This is a genomic window from Alcanivorax sp. DSM 26293 (assembly GCF_900107995.1).
Lineage (GTDB): Bacteria > Pseudomonadota > Gammaproteobacteria > Pseudomonadales > Alcanivoracaceae > Alcanivorax.
Map to the genome: position 1 here is coordinate 99719 of NZ_FNUM01000006.1, position 14869 is coordinate 114587.

Consider the following 14869-nt stretch of genomic DNA (forward strand, 5'->3'; position numbering starts at 1 on the left):
CGGGCCCTGGGCCCACCGGATTATTGATGGCTCGCATCGTGCGAGCGTTGTGAATTGTAGGAAGGGGCATCCTCCCCTGCAACCGCAGGGGCCGGCACCACCAGCTCATCTTCTGTTAGTCCCTGCTCACGCAACAGACGTTCAAAATGCACCCGGTTCACATTGATGCGCAGCAGCATGCTGCCATCCAGGGCCGCCTGCTCCTCCAGCACTTCGCCGGCTTCATGCAGGCGGGCGCGCAAACGCCCTGCGGTTGCGGGGAGACGCACCCAACAGTCCACCCAGCCTGCGGCCAATCGCTCTGCAATGGCCTGGAACAGCAGATCAAAGCCGTCGCCAGTCTGGGCGGAAATCCATACACGCCAGGGGAGCCCATGCTCATCCCGGTCGATCTTCGGCGGATGCCCCAGGTTATCCACCTTGTTGTAGACATGCAGCACGGGCAGTTTATCGCCGCCGATTTCTTCCAATACCTCATTCACCGCCGCCACGTTGCTGTCGCGCTCCTCGGCACTGCAATCTGTCACATGCAACAGCAAGGTGGCGTTAACGGTTTCTTCCAGCGTGGCGCGAAACGCCTGCACCAAACGGTGGGGCAAGTGACGGATAAAGCCCACCGTGTCCGCCAGAATGGCGGGACCCACACCCGGCACCTTCACCTTGCGCAAGGTCGGATCCAGAGTGGCGAACAGTTGGTCGGCCACATAGACATCACCGGTGGTGATGGCATTGAAGAGGGTCGATTTACCGGCGTTCGTGTAGCCCACCAGGGAAATCAGTGGCGTCTCGGAGCGCTGCCGGGCCCGCCGTCCCTGGGCCCGCTGTTTACGGACCTTCTCCAGGCGCGATTCAATGGCACGGATACGATCGCGCAGCAGCCGTCGGTCGGTTTCCAGCTGGGTTTCCCCGGGGCCGCGCAGACCAATGCCCCCCTTCTGCCGCTCCAGGTGAGTCCAGCCTCTCACCAGCCGGGACGACAAGTGGCGTAACTGGGCGAGCTCTACCTGCAGCCGGCCTTCATGGGTACGAGCGCGCTGGGCAAAGATATCCAGGATCAGGCCGGTGCGATCCAGCACCCGGCATTTGACTACCCGTTCCAGGTTGCGCTCCTGGGCAGGACTCAAGGCATGATTGAACAGCACCACATCCGCTTTGATCTCGCTGACCAATGCGGCCAGCTCGTCGCTCTTGCCGGTGCCGATGAACAGGGCCGGATCGGGTCGATCGCGCTTGCCGGTGAGCTCCGCCGCCGGCTCCACGCCGCTGGAGGTAACCAGATGGTAGAACTCATCCAGGTCTTCGCGCCCCATGGCGTCAGGAAGGTCCAAATGCACCAGAACGGCACGTTCACCGGCGCCGGTTCGGGTTTGCTCTGTGCGATCAAATAGGTCCATAAAGAACTGACATGGGGGATGAGACCGCCAGTTTAAACCAGTCAGAGCAAGAAGACAGGGAAACCGGCGGGAAAAGTATCGATCAGGCACCGATAGAGGCCTGAACGCAAAGAGCCACCCGAAGGTGGCTCTTTACTGGGCCTGCGGCAACGATTACTGGTTGCCGAAACCCTCATCGGCAACAGGCGCGCCCGGGGCACCGGCACCGGTGGAGGTCATCGCCGGGTTGCCGCCACCGCGAGGGTTGCGAGCAGGCACGACGGTGGAAATCGCATGTTTGTATACCATCTGGCTGACTGCATTTTTCAGCAGCACGACATATTGGTCAAAAGACTCAATCTGCCCCTGCAGCTTTATTCCATTCACCAGAAAGATAGAAACCGGAATACGCTCTTTACGAAGCGCGTTGAGAAAAGGGTCTTGTAGCGAGTGCCCCTTTGACATGGCAAGTCTCCTTGAAATAACAGTAAAAAGTAGTGCCCAACACTTCGGGCAATCAGCGCTGTAACACAGTGAAACCGTCCCATGCGGTCACTGCCTTCACCCGATGCGCTATCGGGCAAATTTTTGTCAACAACCCAGCAAATTGGTTCCAGGTCCCGACCCAACACATTCTGCGCCGTGTGTCTCAAATCACCGCAAAATGGCCTAAAATCCGTGTCCGGGACATTATAAACCAAAAAGTCCAGAAACAGGGCTAACTAAACACAGATTTACAGATCTTCGCAAGCCGCTCAATTAGCCGCTGTCGTTGTGACGGATCGTTACTGTCCACGCTGTCCAGATAGGGCCATTTTCGCAGCCAGGTGAACTGTCGCTTGGCCAGTTGCCGGGTGGCCACAATCCCCTTCTCTACCATAGTGTCGTAATCATGCTGGCCATCCAGGTAGTCCCACACCTGCCGGTAGCCCACCGCTTTCATGGCTGGCAGATCCCGGTGCACTCCGGGCCGCTGACGCAGGGCCTGCACTTCCTCCACCAGACCCTGTTCCAGCATCTGCAGGAAACGCTGCGCGATCATGTCATGCAGCCAGGCACGGTCCGGGGGTAACAGGGCCGCACTGTACACCGGCCAGGGCAAGGCGCTGAACTCACTCAAACCATCCCGGTTCTGTGTGACAGTTGTATGATGCTCTTCGTGGAAGGCAGAGAGGGGCCGACCGGTGACCCGATACACTTCCAGTGCCCGTTGCAAACGCTGACGGTCCGTGGGCTTGAGCCGCTCGGCACTGACCGGGTCCACTTGCGCCAGGGCCCCGTGCACTGCCGCCCAGCCTTGCGCCTCGGCCAGGTCAGCAATCTCGGCGCGCACCACCGGATCCGCCTCGGGCAGGGGCGCCAGCCCCTCCACCAGTGCCTTGAAATACAGAATGGTGCCGCCCACCAGTAGGGGCAGTCTGCCCCTGGCATGAATCGCTTCGATTTCCCGCAGGGCATCGGCGCGGAAATCCGCCGCCGAGTAAGGCGCATCCAGCTCACGGAACCCCATCAGCCGGTGCGGCGCCGCCGCCAGCTCCTCGTCGCTGGGCCGGGCCGCTCCGATGTCCAGGCCCCGATAGACCAGCGCGGAATCCACATTGATGATTTCGATGGGCAGGGTTTGTGCCGCCTCAATGGCCAACGCGGTCTTGCCGGAACAGGTGGGCCCCATCAGCAGCAGCACCGGCAACCTCTGATCGGCCTGGCTCTCAGCGGACGATACCGGGCTTTCAGGCGCCATTTACTGTCCCCGCATGAACAAGCGGTCCAGATCCTTCAGGCTCATCTGGGTCCAGGTGGGACGGCCATGGTTACACTGGCCGGAACGCTCGGTGGCTTCCATGTCCCGCAGCAGGGCGTTCATTTCCGGGAGGGTCAGGCGACGATTGGCGCGCACACTGCCGTGGCAGGCCATGGTGGAGAGCAACTCATCCAGCTTTTGTTCGATCCGCTCACTGCTACCCTGGGCCAGCAGGTCGGAAAGCACATCCCGGACCATCGCCTCGCTGTCACTGTCTCGCAGCATGGCAGGCACTTCACGCACCACCAGGGTCTCCGGCCCGGCACGATCCACCATAAACCCCAGCCGGGAAAACACCTCCGGCTGCTGCTCGGCAAAATCCGCCTCCCGGGAAGACACCGCCAGCGACACCGGCACCAGCAGCGGCTGGCTGCGGACCTTATCCTCGGACCAGCTCTGTTTCAGCCGTTCGTAGGTAATACGCTCGTGGGCGGCGTGCATATCCACCACCACCAGCCCCTGCTGGTTCTCGGCGAGAATGAAGATGCCATGCAACTGCGCCACCGCATACCCCAGTGGCGGCACGGTTTCCTGGTCGGATGCCGGCGGCATCACCGGATTTTCCGCCACCTGGGGCCGCACCAGGGCGCCGTAGGCATCCGCCTGCCGCAGGCCCTGACCGTAGCCGAAATCCTTTCCCGTCGGTGGTGCATAGGAGGGACGCCCCGCCGGGGCCGACAGGGACATGCTGGCCTGGCTGGGCTCCATGGCCGGCATCGCCGCCTCCCCCTCGTCCACCACCGTGGCCGCTGGCGACTGCCCCGGGCGCACCTCCGCAATGGCACGATGCAAAGAGCTGTATAGGAAGCCGTGAACCATGCGCTGCTCACGGAAGCGCACTTCGTGTTTGGTGGGATGCACGTTCACATCCACCTGGGCCGGGTCCAGCTCCAGAAACAACACATAGGCGGGATGACGCCCATGATAGAGCACATCCGCATAGGCCTGACGGACCGCATGGCTGACCACCTTGTCGCGAATCACCCGGCCATTCACGTAGAAATACTGCAGGTCTGCCTGGGAACGGGAGAACGTGGGCAGCCCCATCCAGCCGTGCAGGCGGATGCCGTCACGTTCCACATCCACCGGTATGGCCTGCTCCATGAACCCCTTGCCGCACAGCTTCGCCACCCGCGCGGCGCGCAGGGTGTCATCCAGACCCGCGGGTAACTGATGAATCACCTTCTGATTGTGGGTAAGACGGAAGGCGGTATTGAACTCGCTCAGGGCAATGCGGCGGAACACCTCTTCCAGGTGGTTGAACTCTGTCTTTTCGGTGCGCAGAAACCGCCGTCGAGCCGGGGTATTGAAGAACAGATCACGCATGGTCACGGTGGTACCACGGGGGTGCCCGGCGGGCGTCACGGTCGGCGCCATATCGCGCCCTTCCACCTGCACCTGCCAGCCTTCCGCTTCACCTTCCACATTGCTGGCCAGGGTCAGCCGGGATACCGAACTGATCGCAGCCAGCGCCTCACCACGAAACCCCAGGGTGCCGATGGCTTCCAGATCATCCAGCCCGCGAATCTTGCTGGTGGCATGGCGTGACAGGGCCAAAGGCAGATCATCACGATCAATACCGCTGCCATTATCGCGCACCCGCACCAGCTTTACGCCGCCCTGTTCCACATCCACGCTGATGGATTCCGACCCGGCATCCAGGGCATTTTCCAGCAACTCTTTCAATACCGAGGCCGGGCGTTCCACCACCTCACCGGCGGCGATCTGGTTGGCAAGGCGGGAATCAAGCAGTTGAATCTTTGTCACGGGCGTCTCTGTTGATGGGGTTCAGGTAACGATACGGGTTATGCAGAAGCGATCTGACAGGCCAGTGGCGAGAAACGAGTGACGAGGAGCGAAAGTCAAAACCGGTTTTGCTTTTCGCAACGCGTTACTCGCAACCTGTGTCCAATATTGCCCCCACACAACGCTGCACTTCTGGCCATTCACGAACCGGGAATTTTCAGCACCTGCCCGACCACAATGCGATCGCCACTCAAGGCATTGGCATTGCGGATCGCCTGTTCGGACACACTGTACTGACGGGCAATTTCCGACAGTGTATCACCGGGCTGAATGCGGTATTGCTCACCATGTTCACGCCGCTGGGCCGCATACCAGCTATGCGGTGCGGGATGGTTACGGAAATAGGCATCTACCCCGTTAACGATGGAGCGGGCCAGTTTATCCTGGTGAGCGGAAGAGCGCAGATTTCGCTCTTCTGTCGGATTGGAAATGAAACCGGTCTCCACCAGGATCGATACCATCTCCGGCTCCTTGAGCACCGCAAAACCGGCTTGCTCTACCCGGTCACGGTTGCCATGTAACTTGGTCACCTTGCCCATTTCCAAAAGCACTTGCCGCCCCAGATAAAGGCTGCCGGCCATGGAGCCGTTCATGCGCAGATCCGCCAATACGCTGAGCAAGGAACTGTCGTCTTTCTCTTCCTCGTAGACCCCGGCCACCCGGTCGGATTCGTTGGCAATCTTGGCAAGATAGCGTGCCCGGGCACTGGTGGCGCCGCTGCTGGAAAGAGCGAACACGGAAGCACCGTTGGCGCGGGCATCCGTAAAGGCATCCGCGTGGATGGAAATAAATACATCCGCACCATGATCTTCCCGGGCGATGCGGCGACGCTCGGCGAGGGGCACATAGTAATCACCGTCACGCACCATCACCGCCCGCATGCCAGCCTGATCATTGACCCGCTTCTCCACCTTCCTGGCAATCTGCAGCACCAGGGTTTTCTCATAAACGCCGCTGGGACCACGGGCTCCGGGATCTTCGCCACCATGGCCGGCATCAATAGCCACCACCATCAAACGGGGCTCGCTGGGTGCCTCCTTTTTCTTTTCCGGTTCCGGGCTGGTCTTGGCAGGGCTCTGCAGTTCGCTGTCAAACAGGTCCACCACCAGACGCCAGCCATGGGGCTCAATGGGCTTGAGCAGGTTGGTGCGGGTACGCACACCGTCTTTCATGTCAAAGACCACACGGGTCTTGTCACTGTGCTTGCCCACACGAATGTTGGCGATGGGGCTGCTGGCGTAGTCCAGGGTGTTGACGTCGAACCCCAGGCTGGCATCCAGCAGATCCAGCACGATGCGATCCGGGTTAGCCAGCTTGTCGAGTTTGTGATGCACCGGCGCGGGCAGATCGAAAACGATACGGGTGTGATCCGGCGCCCGGTGCAGACGCACGGAATCGATGCTGGTTTCGGCAAATGCCAGGCTCATCCAGAAGCCACTGACCAGAAGGACGAACAGTGCCGTCAGTTTGTTGTTATTGTCACGATGCATCATAGGCCCAATCCAGGGTCGCCTTTCTTCCATGGCCGTCAACGGCCAGTGTAATGGTCAAATCCGGCGAAGGCACCACCCCGGCGCCCCGCTCCGGCCACTCCAGCAAGCACAGGCTGTCGGGGGAGAAATAATCACGCACACCGATCATTTCCAGCTCTTCCGGATCAGCCAGACGATACAGGTCGAAGTGATAGATATTGACGCCGCCAAGCTCGTAGGGTTCCACAATCGTATAAGTGGGGCTTTTTACTGCACCCTCATGCCCCAGGCCACGCAGCATTCCCCGCACCAGGGTCGTCTTGCCGGCACCCAGGTCCCCCTGCAGATAGACGCAGCCACCTGCAGCAAGACGCTTTGCCAGACTGGCACCCAGTGCCAGAGTGGCCGCTTCATCGGGCAGGTCCACATGCTCAACAGTCATCGACGCTCTCGTCATTCAGCCAGACAGGTTTCATTCAACTCGGTTCGCAAATACGGCAACAGGTCCGTAGCCAGCATCCCTCTGGGGCCTCGCCGGGCAGCGCAGGCATCGGCGGCGCGGGCGTGAATCATGGCTCCCAGCCGCGCCGCATCATAGCTTGTCAGACCCTGGCCACGTAAGGCGGCGATCACGCCGGTGAGCACATCGCCCATGCCTCCGGAGGCCATTCCCGGATTGCCCTCACGAATCAGGGCGCGTCCCTGCTGGCCCTGGTGGTCCTCTCCCTGAATGACAGTACCAAGGCCTTTCAGTAATACCGTGCCGCCATAGCGGGCCGCCAGACTCTCCAGGGCGGCAAAGCGATCCCGTTGAATCTCCGCTGCGGACACCCCAAGCAGGCGACCGGCCTCTCCCGGGTGGGGCGTCAGCACCCAATCCCCCTGGCCGATACGATCATCAGCGGCCATCAGGGACAGGGCATCCGCATCCACCACCAGCGGTTTACCACTTTCCAGGGCCAGAGCGAGTAGCGCCTGCCCCCAGTCACTGCGGCCCAGGCCCGGCCCAATGGCAATCACCGTGGCCGCTTCAAGCAGGGGCTGCGCCTCGCTGGCGTTTTCTATGCCGCGAACCATGATCTCCGGTTGCCGTATCAGCGCCACTGCCACATGCTCCGGGCGGGTAATCAGGCTCACCTTGCCGGCCCCGCAGCGGGCAGCGGCCTGGGCACTCATTACCGGGGCGCCGGCAAAGCCATGGTCGCCGCCGATAACCAGCACATGGCCATAATGACCCTTGTGGCCATCGGCCCGTCTCGGCGGCAGCAAGGCAGCCAGGTCCGCGGGCTCCGGCACCCGGCAATTCGCAGGCACCCGGGAATACACCTCCCGATCAACCTGCAGATCAAAAAAGTACAATTCGCCGCTGTACACCGGGCCCTCACCGGTGAGCAGGCCGCGCTTGAGGCCGATAAAGGTACAGGTCAGATCCGCCGCCAGCACCGCCCCCAGCGGCACGCCGGTGTCGGCCCCCAGGCCAGAGGGAATATCCAGCGCCATTCGCGGTACCGGCAAGGCATTCAGTGCGGTCAGCAAGGCCGCCATTTCATCGCGCAGCGCACCGCTCAGCCCGGTGCCCAACAACCCGTCCACCAGTACATCCACTCCCTCCGGCAGGCTGTCCAGGGTCAGCGGGGTCATGGGAATGCCGGCATCCCGGCAACGGTCGGCCATGGTCAGGGCATCCCCCTTGAGCGTGTCCCGCGGCGTGGTGAAATGTATCTGTGGCGCCAGCCCGGCGGCATGGGCCAACCGCGCCACCACATAACCGTCACCCCCGTTATTGCCACCGCCACACAGCACCGCGATACGTCGGGCTTCCGGCCAACGCTCACACAACGTATCGAAAGCCGCCTGCCCGGCTCGGGCCATCAGTTCAGCCCCCGGGGTACCGGCAGCAATCGCCAGCCGGTCCAGTTCGCGGGTCTGGGCTGCGGTATAGAGAGCCTTCGGCAGTGTCGTCATGTTACGCTTTGCTCCTCATTTCCCGGCATTATATCCCTTCAAACCATGGACCTGCAGGCACTGAAAGAAAAGATCCAGCTCTGGGGCCGGGAGCTCGGCTTCCAGCAAATCGGCATTGCCGACACGGATCTGCATGCTGCGGAAAGCGACCTGAAAGCCTGGCTGGAAAAAGGCTACCAGGGCCAGATGAACTGGATGGCCGCCCACGGCAACAAACGTTACCGCCCGGAGGCACTGGAGCCCGGCACACTGCGGGTGATTTCCGCACGGATGGATTATCTGCCGCCGGATACCCAACCGGTAAAAATCCTGCAGCAAAAAGACAAGGCCTACGTATCCCGCTACGCCCTGGGCCGCGACTATCACAAGCTGATTCGCAAGCGCCTGGCCACCCTGGCCGCCCGCATTCGCCAGGAGGTGGCCGACAGCCAGCTGGCCCGCGCCTTTGTGGACAGCGCTCCGGTGATGGAGAAACCCCTGGCCGCCAAAGCGGGGCTGGGCTGGCAGGGCAAGCACACTCTGGTGCTGAATCGCGAGGCGGGAAGCTGGTTCTTTCTTGGCGAAATCTATACGGATATTCCGCTGCCGGTGGACCTGCCCGGCGAAGACCATTGTGGCAAGTGTCGGGCCTGCATCACCGTCTGCCCCACGGACGCTATTGTCGCCCCCTATGAACTGGATGCCCGGCGCTGTATTTCCTACCTGACCATCGAGCATGAAGGCAGCATCCCTGAAGACCTGCGCGAAGGAATCGGCAACCGCATTTTCGGTTGCGACGACTGCCAGCTCATGTGCCCGTGGAACCGCTTCGCCCAGCATACCGGGGAAGGGGATTTTCATCCCCGTCACGGGCTGGACGACAGCGATCTGGTGACCCTGTTTTCCTGGAGCGAGGAAGAATTTCTGGAGCGCACCGCCGGCAGCGCCATTCGCCGGGCCGGATACACCAAATGGCTGCGGAATATCGCCGTGGCGCTGGGCAATGCACCGGGATCAGATCACGTCATCGACGCCCTCAAGGCACGGCAGGATTACCCGGATGAGACGGTGCAGGAGCATGTGCAGTGGGCGCTGGAACAACACATCCCACCCCAACCGTAGGAGCGTCGCTCGCGGCGCGATCACCCAACCCCGGAAAAGCAGATTTACCCCAGAGGTCAAAGACCTCACCGAGGAAAAGACAGGGTTTTCTCTGTGCCTCTGTGTGCTCTGTGGTGAAAGGACTTTTGATCCTGGTGTTTTATCGCGCCGCCAGCGATGCTCCTACGGCGAAGATTTTGCATGCCCCGTGTTGCGTATCGCGTGCAAACATCAGCAATCAATAAAGTGCTCACGGTAGTACTGCAGCTCGGCGATGGATTCACGGATGTCGTCCAGCGCCAGATGCTTATTTTCCTTTTTAAAGCCGTCCAGAATTTCCGGTTTCCAGCGTCGCGCCAGTTCTTTCAGGGTCGACACATCCAGATTGCGATAGTGAAAGAAGGCTTCCAGCTCGGGCATGTAGTTGGCCAGAAAACGCCGGTCCTGGCAGATACTGTTACCGCACATGGGTGACATCCCGGCTTCCACATACTCTTTGAGGAAATCCAGGGTCTGGGCCTGTGCCTGCATCTCGCTGATGCGGCTTTCCTTTACCCGCGCCACCAGACCGGAGTTGTTGTGGTGTTCGGTATTCCACTCATCCATCCCGTCCAGCAGGTCGTCGCTCTGATGCACCGCCAGCACCGGCCCTTCCGCCAGCGGGTTCAGCTGGGCATCGGTGACAATGGTGGCAATTTCGATGATGCGGTCTTGCTCCGGGCTCAGGCCGGTCATTTCCAGATCAATCCAGATCAGATTGTTGCGCTTGTCAGTCATGGGGATTCCGTATCATGGCTTTGTACCGGCATGGTAGCATGCAGCCACCAATCAACCGGAATACCTCGTGGCCAAACGCAAGCTCAACCGGCGCCAACGCTGGCGCATTGAAAAAATCCAGGCAGAGAAACGCCAGCGGGCCCAGCGCCGTAACGCGGAGCTGGAGACCCTGGTGGCGGACGACCTGGGCGACGAGCAGATCGGCACCATCACCGCCCATTTCGGCCAGCAGGTGGGCGTGGAAAGCGCCGACGGGGATGCCATGCGCTGCCATTTCCGCGCCACCCTGGAGCAACTGGTGGTGGGCGACCGGGTCATCTGGCAGCCGCCGAAAAGTGAAGGCCTGGGCGTGGTGGTGGCCATCGAGCCACGGCAAACGGTACTGAAACGGCCGGACATGTACGGCAACCTGAAACCGGTGGCCGCCAATGTGGAGCAGATGCTGGTGGTATTCGCCCCTTTGCCGACACCCTCCAGTGCCCTCCTGGACCGCTACCTGGTGGCCGCAGAACTCTCTGACATTCCTGCCACCCTGGTGCTCAACAAGGCGGATCTGATCGATGAGGAGGTGCGGCCCTTTATCGACGAATTGAAAGCCCTGTACCAGCGCCTGGGCTATCCCGTGCTGGAAGTGAGCGCCCATGACAGCCGCGGACTGGCCCCGCTACAGGACGCCCTGGTGGGCAAGACCAGTGTGTTCGTGGGGCAATCCGGTGTCGGCAAGTCCTCCCTGGTCAATGCGGTGTTGCCGGAAGCCGACCTGCAGGTGGGCGACCTGTCCGCCAGTTCCGGCCTGGGCCAGCACACCACGGTCACCGCCCGGCTCTTCCACCTGCCCACCGGCGGTGAGCTGATCGATTCCCCCGGCATTCGCGAATTCGGTCTCTGGCACATCAGCGAAGACGAGCTGCTGCATGGCTACCGTGAGCTGTCCGACCTGGCCGGCCACTGCAAATTCCGCAACTGCTCCCACCGCAACGAGCCCGGCTGCGCCCTGATCATGGCGGCAGAAAGCGGCGACATCAGCGAGGAACGGCTGGCCAATTTTTACCAGATCGCCGATACGCTGGATGAAGACGGGCGGGAACGCTACTCAAGTTGACAGTTGATAGTGGACAGTTGACAGCGAAACCCGGCTACCAGAACGTGGTTATATAAGGAATAATGGGTCGCTCCAAGACGCTCTGTTTTGACTTTTAGCTGTCAACTTCCAACTGTCCACTATCAACTGTCTTTTATGCTTCCTTTGCTGCTCGAACCCGCCGACCTCGCCACACATCTGGGCGATGACAAGCTGCTCATTATTGACCTGAGCAAGCCCACCATCTATGTCCAGGCCCATGTGCCCGGGGCCATTCACCTGGATTTCAAGCGGTTGCAGACCGGCGCCCAGCCGGCACCGGGCATGTTGCCCGATGACGACACCCTCAGTGACCTGTTTTCCCAGCTGGGGCTGACGCCGGATACCCATGTGGTCGCCTACGATGACGAGGGCGGCGGCTGGGCCGGCCGGCTGCTGTGGACACTGGATGCCATTGGCCACAAGCATTACAGCTACCTCAACGGCGGCATCCATGCCTGGCTGGCGGAGGGACACCCCACCAGCAGCGAATCCACCGAACCGACCCCCAGCGACTATGAAGTGGGTGAACATGATCCGCTGACCGAGGTGAACCTGGCGTATCTGCAGGACCATTATCAGGACCCGGCGGTGGCGATCTGGGATTCGCGCTCGGAAGAGGAGTTCTCCGGGGTACGCGCCTTTGCCCAGAAGGCCGGCCATATTCCCGGCGCGATCCACTATGAGTGGACCGATCCCATGGACAAGCAGAACAACCTGCGCCTGCGCCCGCTGGATGAGATCCGCGCCGAACTGGAAGCCCGCGGCATCACCCCCGACAAGGAAGTGATCTGCCATTGCCAGACCCACCATCGCTCCAGCTTTTCCTGGCTGGTGGGCAAGATCCTCGGCTACCCCACCCTGCGCGGCTATGCCGGGTCCTGGGCAGAATGGGGCAACCACCCCGATACCCCGGCGGAAAAATCCGAATAACCCACGTTAAGGACATCTCTTGAACAACTGGCGCGACAAGCTCTTCGTTACTCTGCAATACCTGATTCCCCAGCATGGTTTGTCCCGACTGGTGGGCATGCTGGCGCGTAGCGAAGTACCGTGGATCAAGACCACCTTCATCAGCCTCTTTATGAAACGCTTCGGCATTGACCTGTCCGAAGCCCAGATCGAGGACCCGGACCAGTTCGAGACTTTCAACGCCTTCTTTACCCGGGCGCTGAAGCCGGACGCCCGGCCGCTGGAAGCGTCTGACGCCGCCGACATCGCCTGCCCGGCGGACGGGGCGGTAAGCCAGCTTGGTGCCATTCGTGCCAATCAGGTGTTCCAGGCCAAGGGGCACGACTATTCCCTGTACGACCTGCTCGGCGGCGACAGCGCCCTGGCCAGCGAATTCACCAATGGCCAGTTCGCCACCATCTATCTGTCTCCCCGGGACTATCACCGCGTGCACATGCCGGTGACCGGCACCCTGCGCGAAACCCGCTATGTGCCCGGCGACCTGTTTTCGGTGAACGAAGCCACCGCCAATGGCGTCCCCAATCTGTTCGCCCGCAACGAGCGACTGGTGTGCATTTTTGACACCGAGCACGGCCCGGCGGCGGTGATTCTGGTGGGAGCCATGATTGTGGCCGGCATCGAAACCGTATTCAGCGGTCAGGTCACGCCCCTGCCCAAGCAGGTGGTGACTACTGACTACCAGCGCACCGCCCCCATTACCCTGGAAAAAGGCGACGAACTGGGCCGCTTCCTGCTCGGTTCCACCGTGGTATTGCTGTTCCCTGAAGGCAAGGCCCGCTTCGAGCCGGACCTGAAAGCCGGCAGTCTGGTCAGGGTGAAAGGCAAGCTGGGACAATACAACCAAGACAACCCGGCCTGATTGGGCGCGGCGGGCCGATACCACCGGCCCGTTTCTGCCCTCGGGCAGGAACATTTCCCTCCCTGTCGTCTACCTCATCTCGCCCGATCATTCAATGACCCGGATTGACCGGGTGTCCCGCCTGACATCAGGCCCGGTCCGCAAAGCAACTGCAGCCTGACGCATCTTCCCTACAATAGCCGCCCAATGAATTCATCGCCGGTGGAACCATGATCACTGACACCCTGCAACAGGCTCTCCACAACACCACCCGCCCCTGGCGGCAACGCCTGGATAACGGCCGCGCCCGTCTGTTCCAGGCCGACGCCCTGAGCCAGGCGGAACAAACGCCCTACGAGACCCTGTTCGACGACGGTCTTGTGAAACTGCGCTACTACCCACCGCTGCAGGAAAACGCCATCCCTCTCACCGATGGCACCGTCATGTCCGTGAGCCGGGACACACCGCGGACTCCGCTGGTGCTGGTGGCACCGCTGGCGGTGAACATGCTGATCTACGATCTGTTCCCGCAACGTAGCCTGGTGCGCTACCTGCGTGCCCGCGGCTTCGAGCTCTACATGGTGGACTGGGGCCGGCCCGGCAAATACCACAACCACCTGAGCCTGAGCAGTTATTTTGCCGACTACCTGCCCAAACTGCTGGTGCAGGTCCGCCAGCATAGTGGCAAGCAGCAACTCAGCCTGCATGGCTGGAGTTTCGGCGGTCTGTTCAGCCTCTGCTACACCGCGCTGGGGCGGGACCCGGATATCAAGAATCTGGTACTGGTGGGCGCGCCCACGGATTACCATCGCAACGGCGCCCTGGGTGCCCAGTACCGTCGCTTCAGTCGTCGCGCCAAATGGATTCGCCGCAGCACCGGGCTGCGCATTCATGACGTACCGGCAGGGCTGTTGCGCTCCCCTGGCTGGGTGAACAGCCTGGCCTTCAAACTGACCAATCCGGTGGGCAGCCTGCAGGGCTACTGGAATCTGGTGAAGAACCTGCACGACCGGGATTTCGTCTCCGCCCATGCCACCAACGGCGCCTTTCTGGATGACATGGTGGCCTACCCCGGCGGCGTGATTCAGGACATCATCCGTTACCTGTGGACCGATAATGTGGTGGCCCATGGCCAGCTTCCCATGGAAGGCACCGACGGCCACCTGAACCGGGTGACTGCCAACGTGCTCAACGTTACCGGCGCCAGCGATCCCATCGTCACACCGGAATGCAGCCAGGCCATGGAGCCTCTGATCCGCAGCAAGGACAAGACCTTCATTACCATCGAAGGGGGCCACATGGGCATCCTGGGCAGCGCCGCAGCCCAGAAGCAAAGCTGGGGCCGCATTGCTGACTGGTTGATTGAGCGGGATTGAAAGCAGCGGCGAGCGGCTAGCGACTAGTCGGGCATGGCCGTGCCCATCGAATTGTGCCGTGCTGACGAACAGCCGGGATGCAAGAGCGTCGCTGGCGGCGCGATTCGAGCCCTGGCAAGGATTTGAGGATTCAATGTAGGAGCACCGCTTGAGGTGCGAACCGAGCGTAGCGAGGGGACAGAGGCGTGGGCTGCTGCATTGTTTGAAACCTGTCGAGCCCTGATATTCCTGATCGCCCTGCGGGCGATTTCCGCGCAAGCGCGGTTCGCGGCTCAAGCGCCGCTCCTAC

13 protein-coding genes are annotated in these 14869 nt (G+C 61.4%); 5 read left to right on the plus strand and 8 right to left on the minus strand.

The genetic code is table 11. The features are described from left to right. Window positions 1–20 precede the first annotated feature (20 nt). The 7 genes from hflX to C4S63_RS11835 all read right to left on the minus strand — a co-directional run bounded on the left by hflX (window position 21) and on the right by C4S63_RS11835 (window position 8417). On the minus strand, window positions 21–1394 hold the full coding sequence (gene hflX / locus C4S63_RS11805; RefSeq protein WP_062815741.1) for a ribosome rescue GTPase HflX: 1374 nt from the start codon (window positions 1392–1394) through the stop codon (window positions 21–23). A 153-nt stretch (window positions 1395–1547) separates the two neighbouring features. Beyond that, entirely contained in the window at window positions 1548–1838 is a 291-nt protein-coding gene (hfq, locus tag C4S63_RS11810) for an RNA chaperone Hfq (protein ID WP_062815740.1), read from the minus strand. Window positions 1839–2091: 253 nt separating this feature from the next. After that, on the minus strand, window positions 2092–3114 hold the full coding sequence (gene miaA, locus C4S63_RS11815; protein WP_103917668.1) for a tRNA (adenosine(37)-N6)-dimethylallyltransferase MiaA: 1023 nt from the start codon (window positions 3112–3114) through the stop codon (window positions 2092–2094). Continuing rightward, window positions 3115–4941, minus strand: a complete 1827-nt coding sequence (gene mutL, locus C4S63_RS11820) for a DNA mismatch repair endonuclease MutL (protein ID WP_103917669.1) — start codon at window positions 4939–4941, stop codon at window positions 3115–3117. A gap of 179 nt (window positions 4942–5120) precedes the next feature. Then, window positions 5121–6473, minus strand: coding sequence for an N-acetylmuramoyl-L-alanine amidase (locus C4S63_RS11825; RefSeq protein ID WP_103917670.1), 1353 nt, complete (start codon window positions 6471–6473; stop codon window positions 5121–5123). Beyond that, complete coding sequence (tsaE, locus tag C4S63_RS11830; RefSeq protein WP_103917671.1) at window positions 6460–6894, minus strand: tRNA (adenosine(37)-N6)-threonylcarbamoyltransferase complex ATPase subunit type 1 TsaE; 435 nt, start codon at window positions 6892–6894, stop codon at window positions 6460–6462. The genes C4S63_RS11825 and tsaE overlap by 14 nt, the downstream gene beginning before the upstream one ends. Before the next feature lie 11 nt (window positions 6895–6905). Then, window positions 6906–8417 (minus strand): NAD(P)H-hydrate dehydratase, encoded by a 1512-nt coding sequence (locus tag C4S63_RS11835; protein ID WP_103917672.1) that lies wholly within the window; start codon window positions 8415–8417, stop codon window positions 6906–6908. 45 nt (window positions 8418–8462) lie between these two features. Here C4S63_RS11835 and queG point away from each other — a divergent pair, with 45 nt between their 5' ends. Continuing rightward, window positions 8463–9518: a tRNA epoxyqueuosine(34) reductase QueG gene (queG, locus tag C4S63_RS11840; RefSeq protein WP_103917673.1), complete on the plus strand. Its 1056-nt coding sequence runs from the start codon at window positions 8463–8465 to the stop codon at window positions 9516–9518. A 210-nt stretch (window positions 9519–9728) separates the two neighbouring features. Here queG and orn read toward each other — a convergent pair whose 3' ends face one another. After that, the gene (gene orn / locus C4S63_RS11845) at window positions 9729–10274 is read right to left on the minus strand and encodes an oligoribonuclease (RefSeq protein WP_063509950.1); all 546 of its coding nucleotides are present in this window, start codon (window positions 10272–10274) and stop codon (window positions 9729–9731) included. Between the two features lie 67 nt (window positions 10275–10341). Here orn and rsgA point away from each other — a divergent pair, with 67 nt between their 5' ends. From rsgA to C4S63_RS11865, 4 genes are all read left to right on the plus strand, one after another. Further along, window positions 10342–11376, plus strand: a complete 1035-nt coding sequence (gene rsgA, locus C4S63_RS11850; RefSeq protein ID WP_103917674.1) for a small ribosomal subunit biogenesis GTPase RsgA — start codon at window positions 10342–10344, stop codon at window positions 11374–11376. Between the two features lie 135 nt (window positions 11377–11511). Then, on the plus strand, window positions 11512–12327 hold the full coding sequence (locus C4S63_RS11855; RefSeq protein ID WP_103917675.1) for a sulfurtransferase: 816 nt from the start codon (window positions 11512–11514) through the stop codon (window positions 12325–12327). 19 nt (window positions 12328–12346) lie between these two features. Beyond that, entirely contained in the window at window positions 12347–13225 is an 879-nt protein-coding gene (gene asd, locus C4S63_RS11860; protein ID WP_103917676.1) for an archaetidylserine decarboxylase, read from the plus strand. Window positions 13226–13434: 209 nt separating this feature from the next. Further along, a complete protein-coding gene (locus tag C4S63_RS11865; RefSeq protein WP_062815730.1) occupies window positions 13435–14580 on the plus strand; it encodes an alpha/beta fold hydrolase in 1146 nt (381 codons plus the stop codon). Window positions 14581–14869 lie beyond the last annotated feature (289 nt).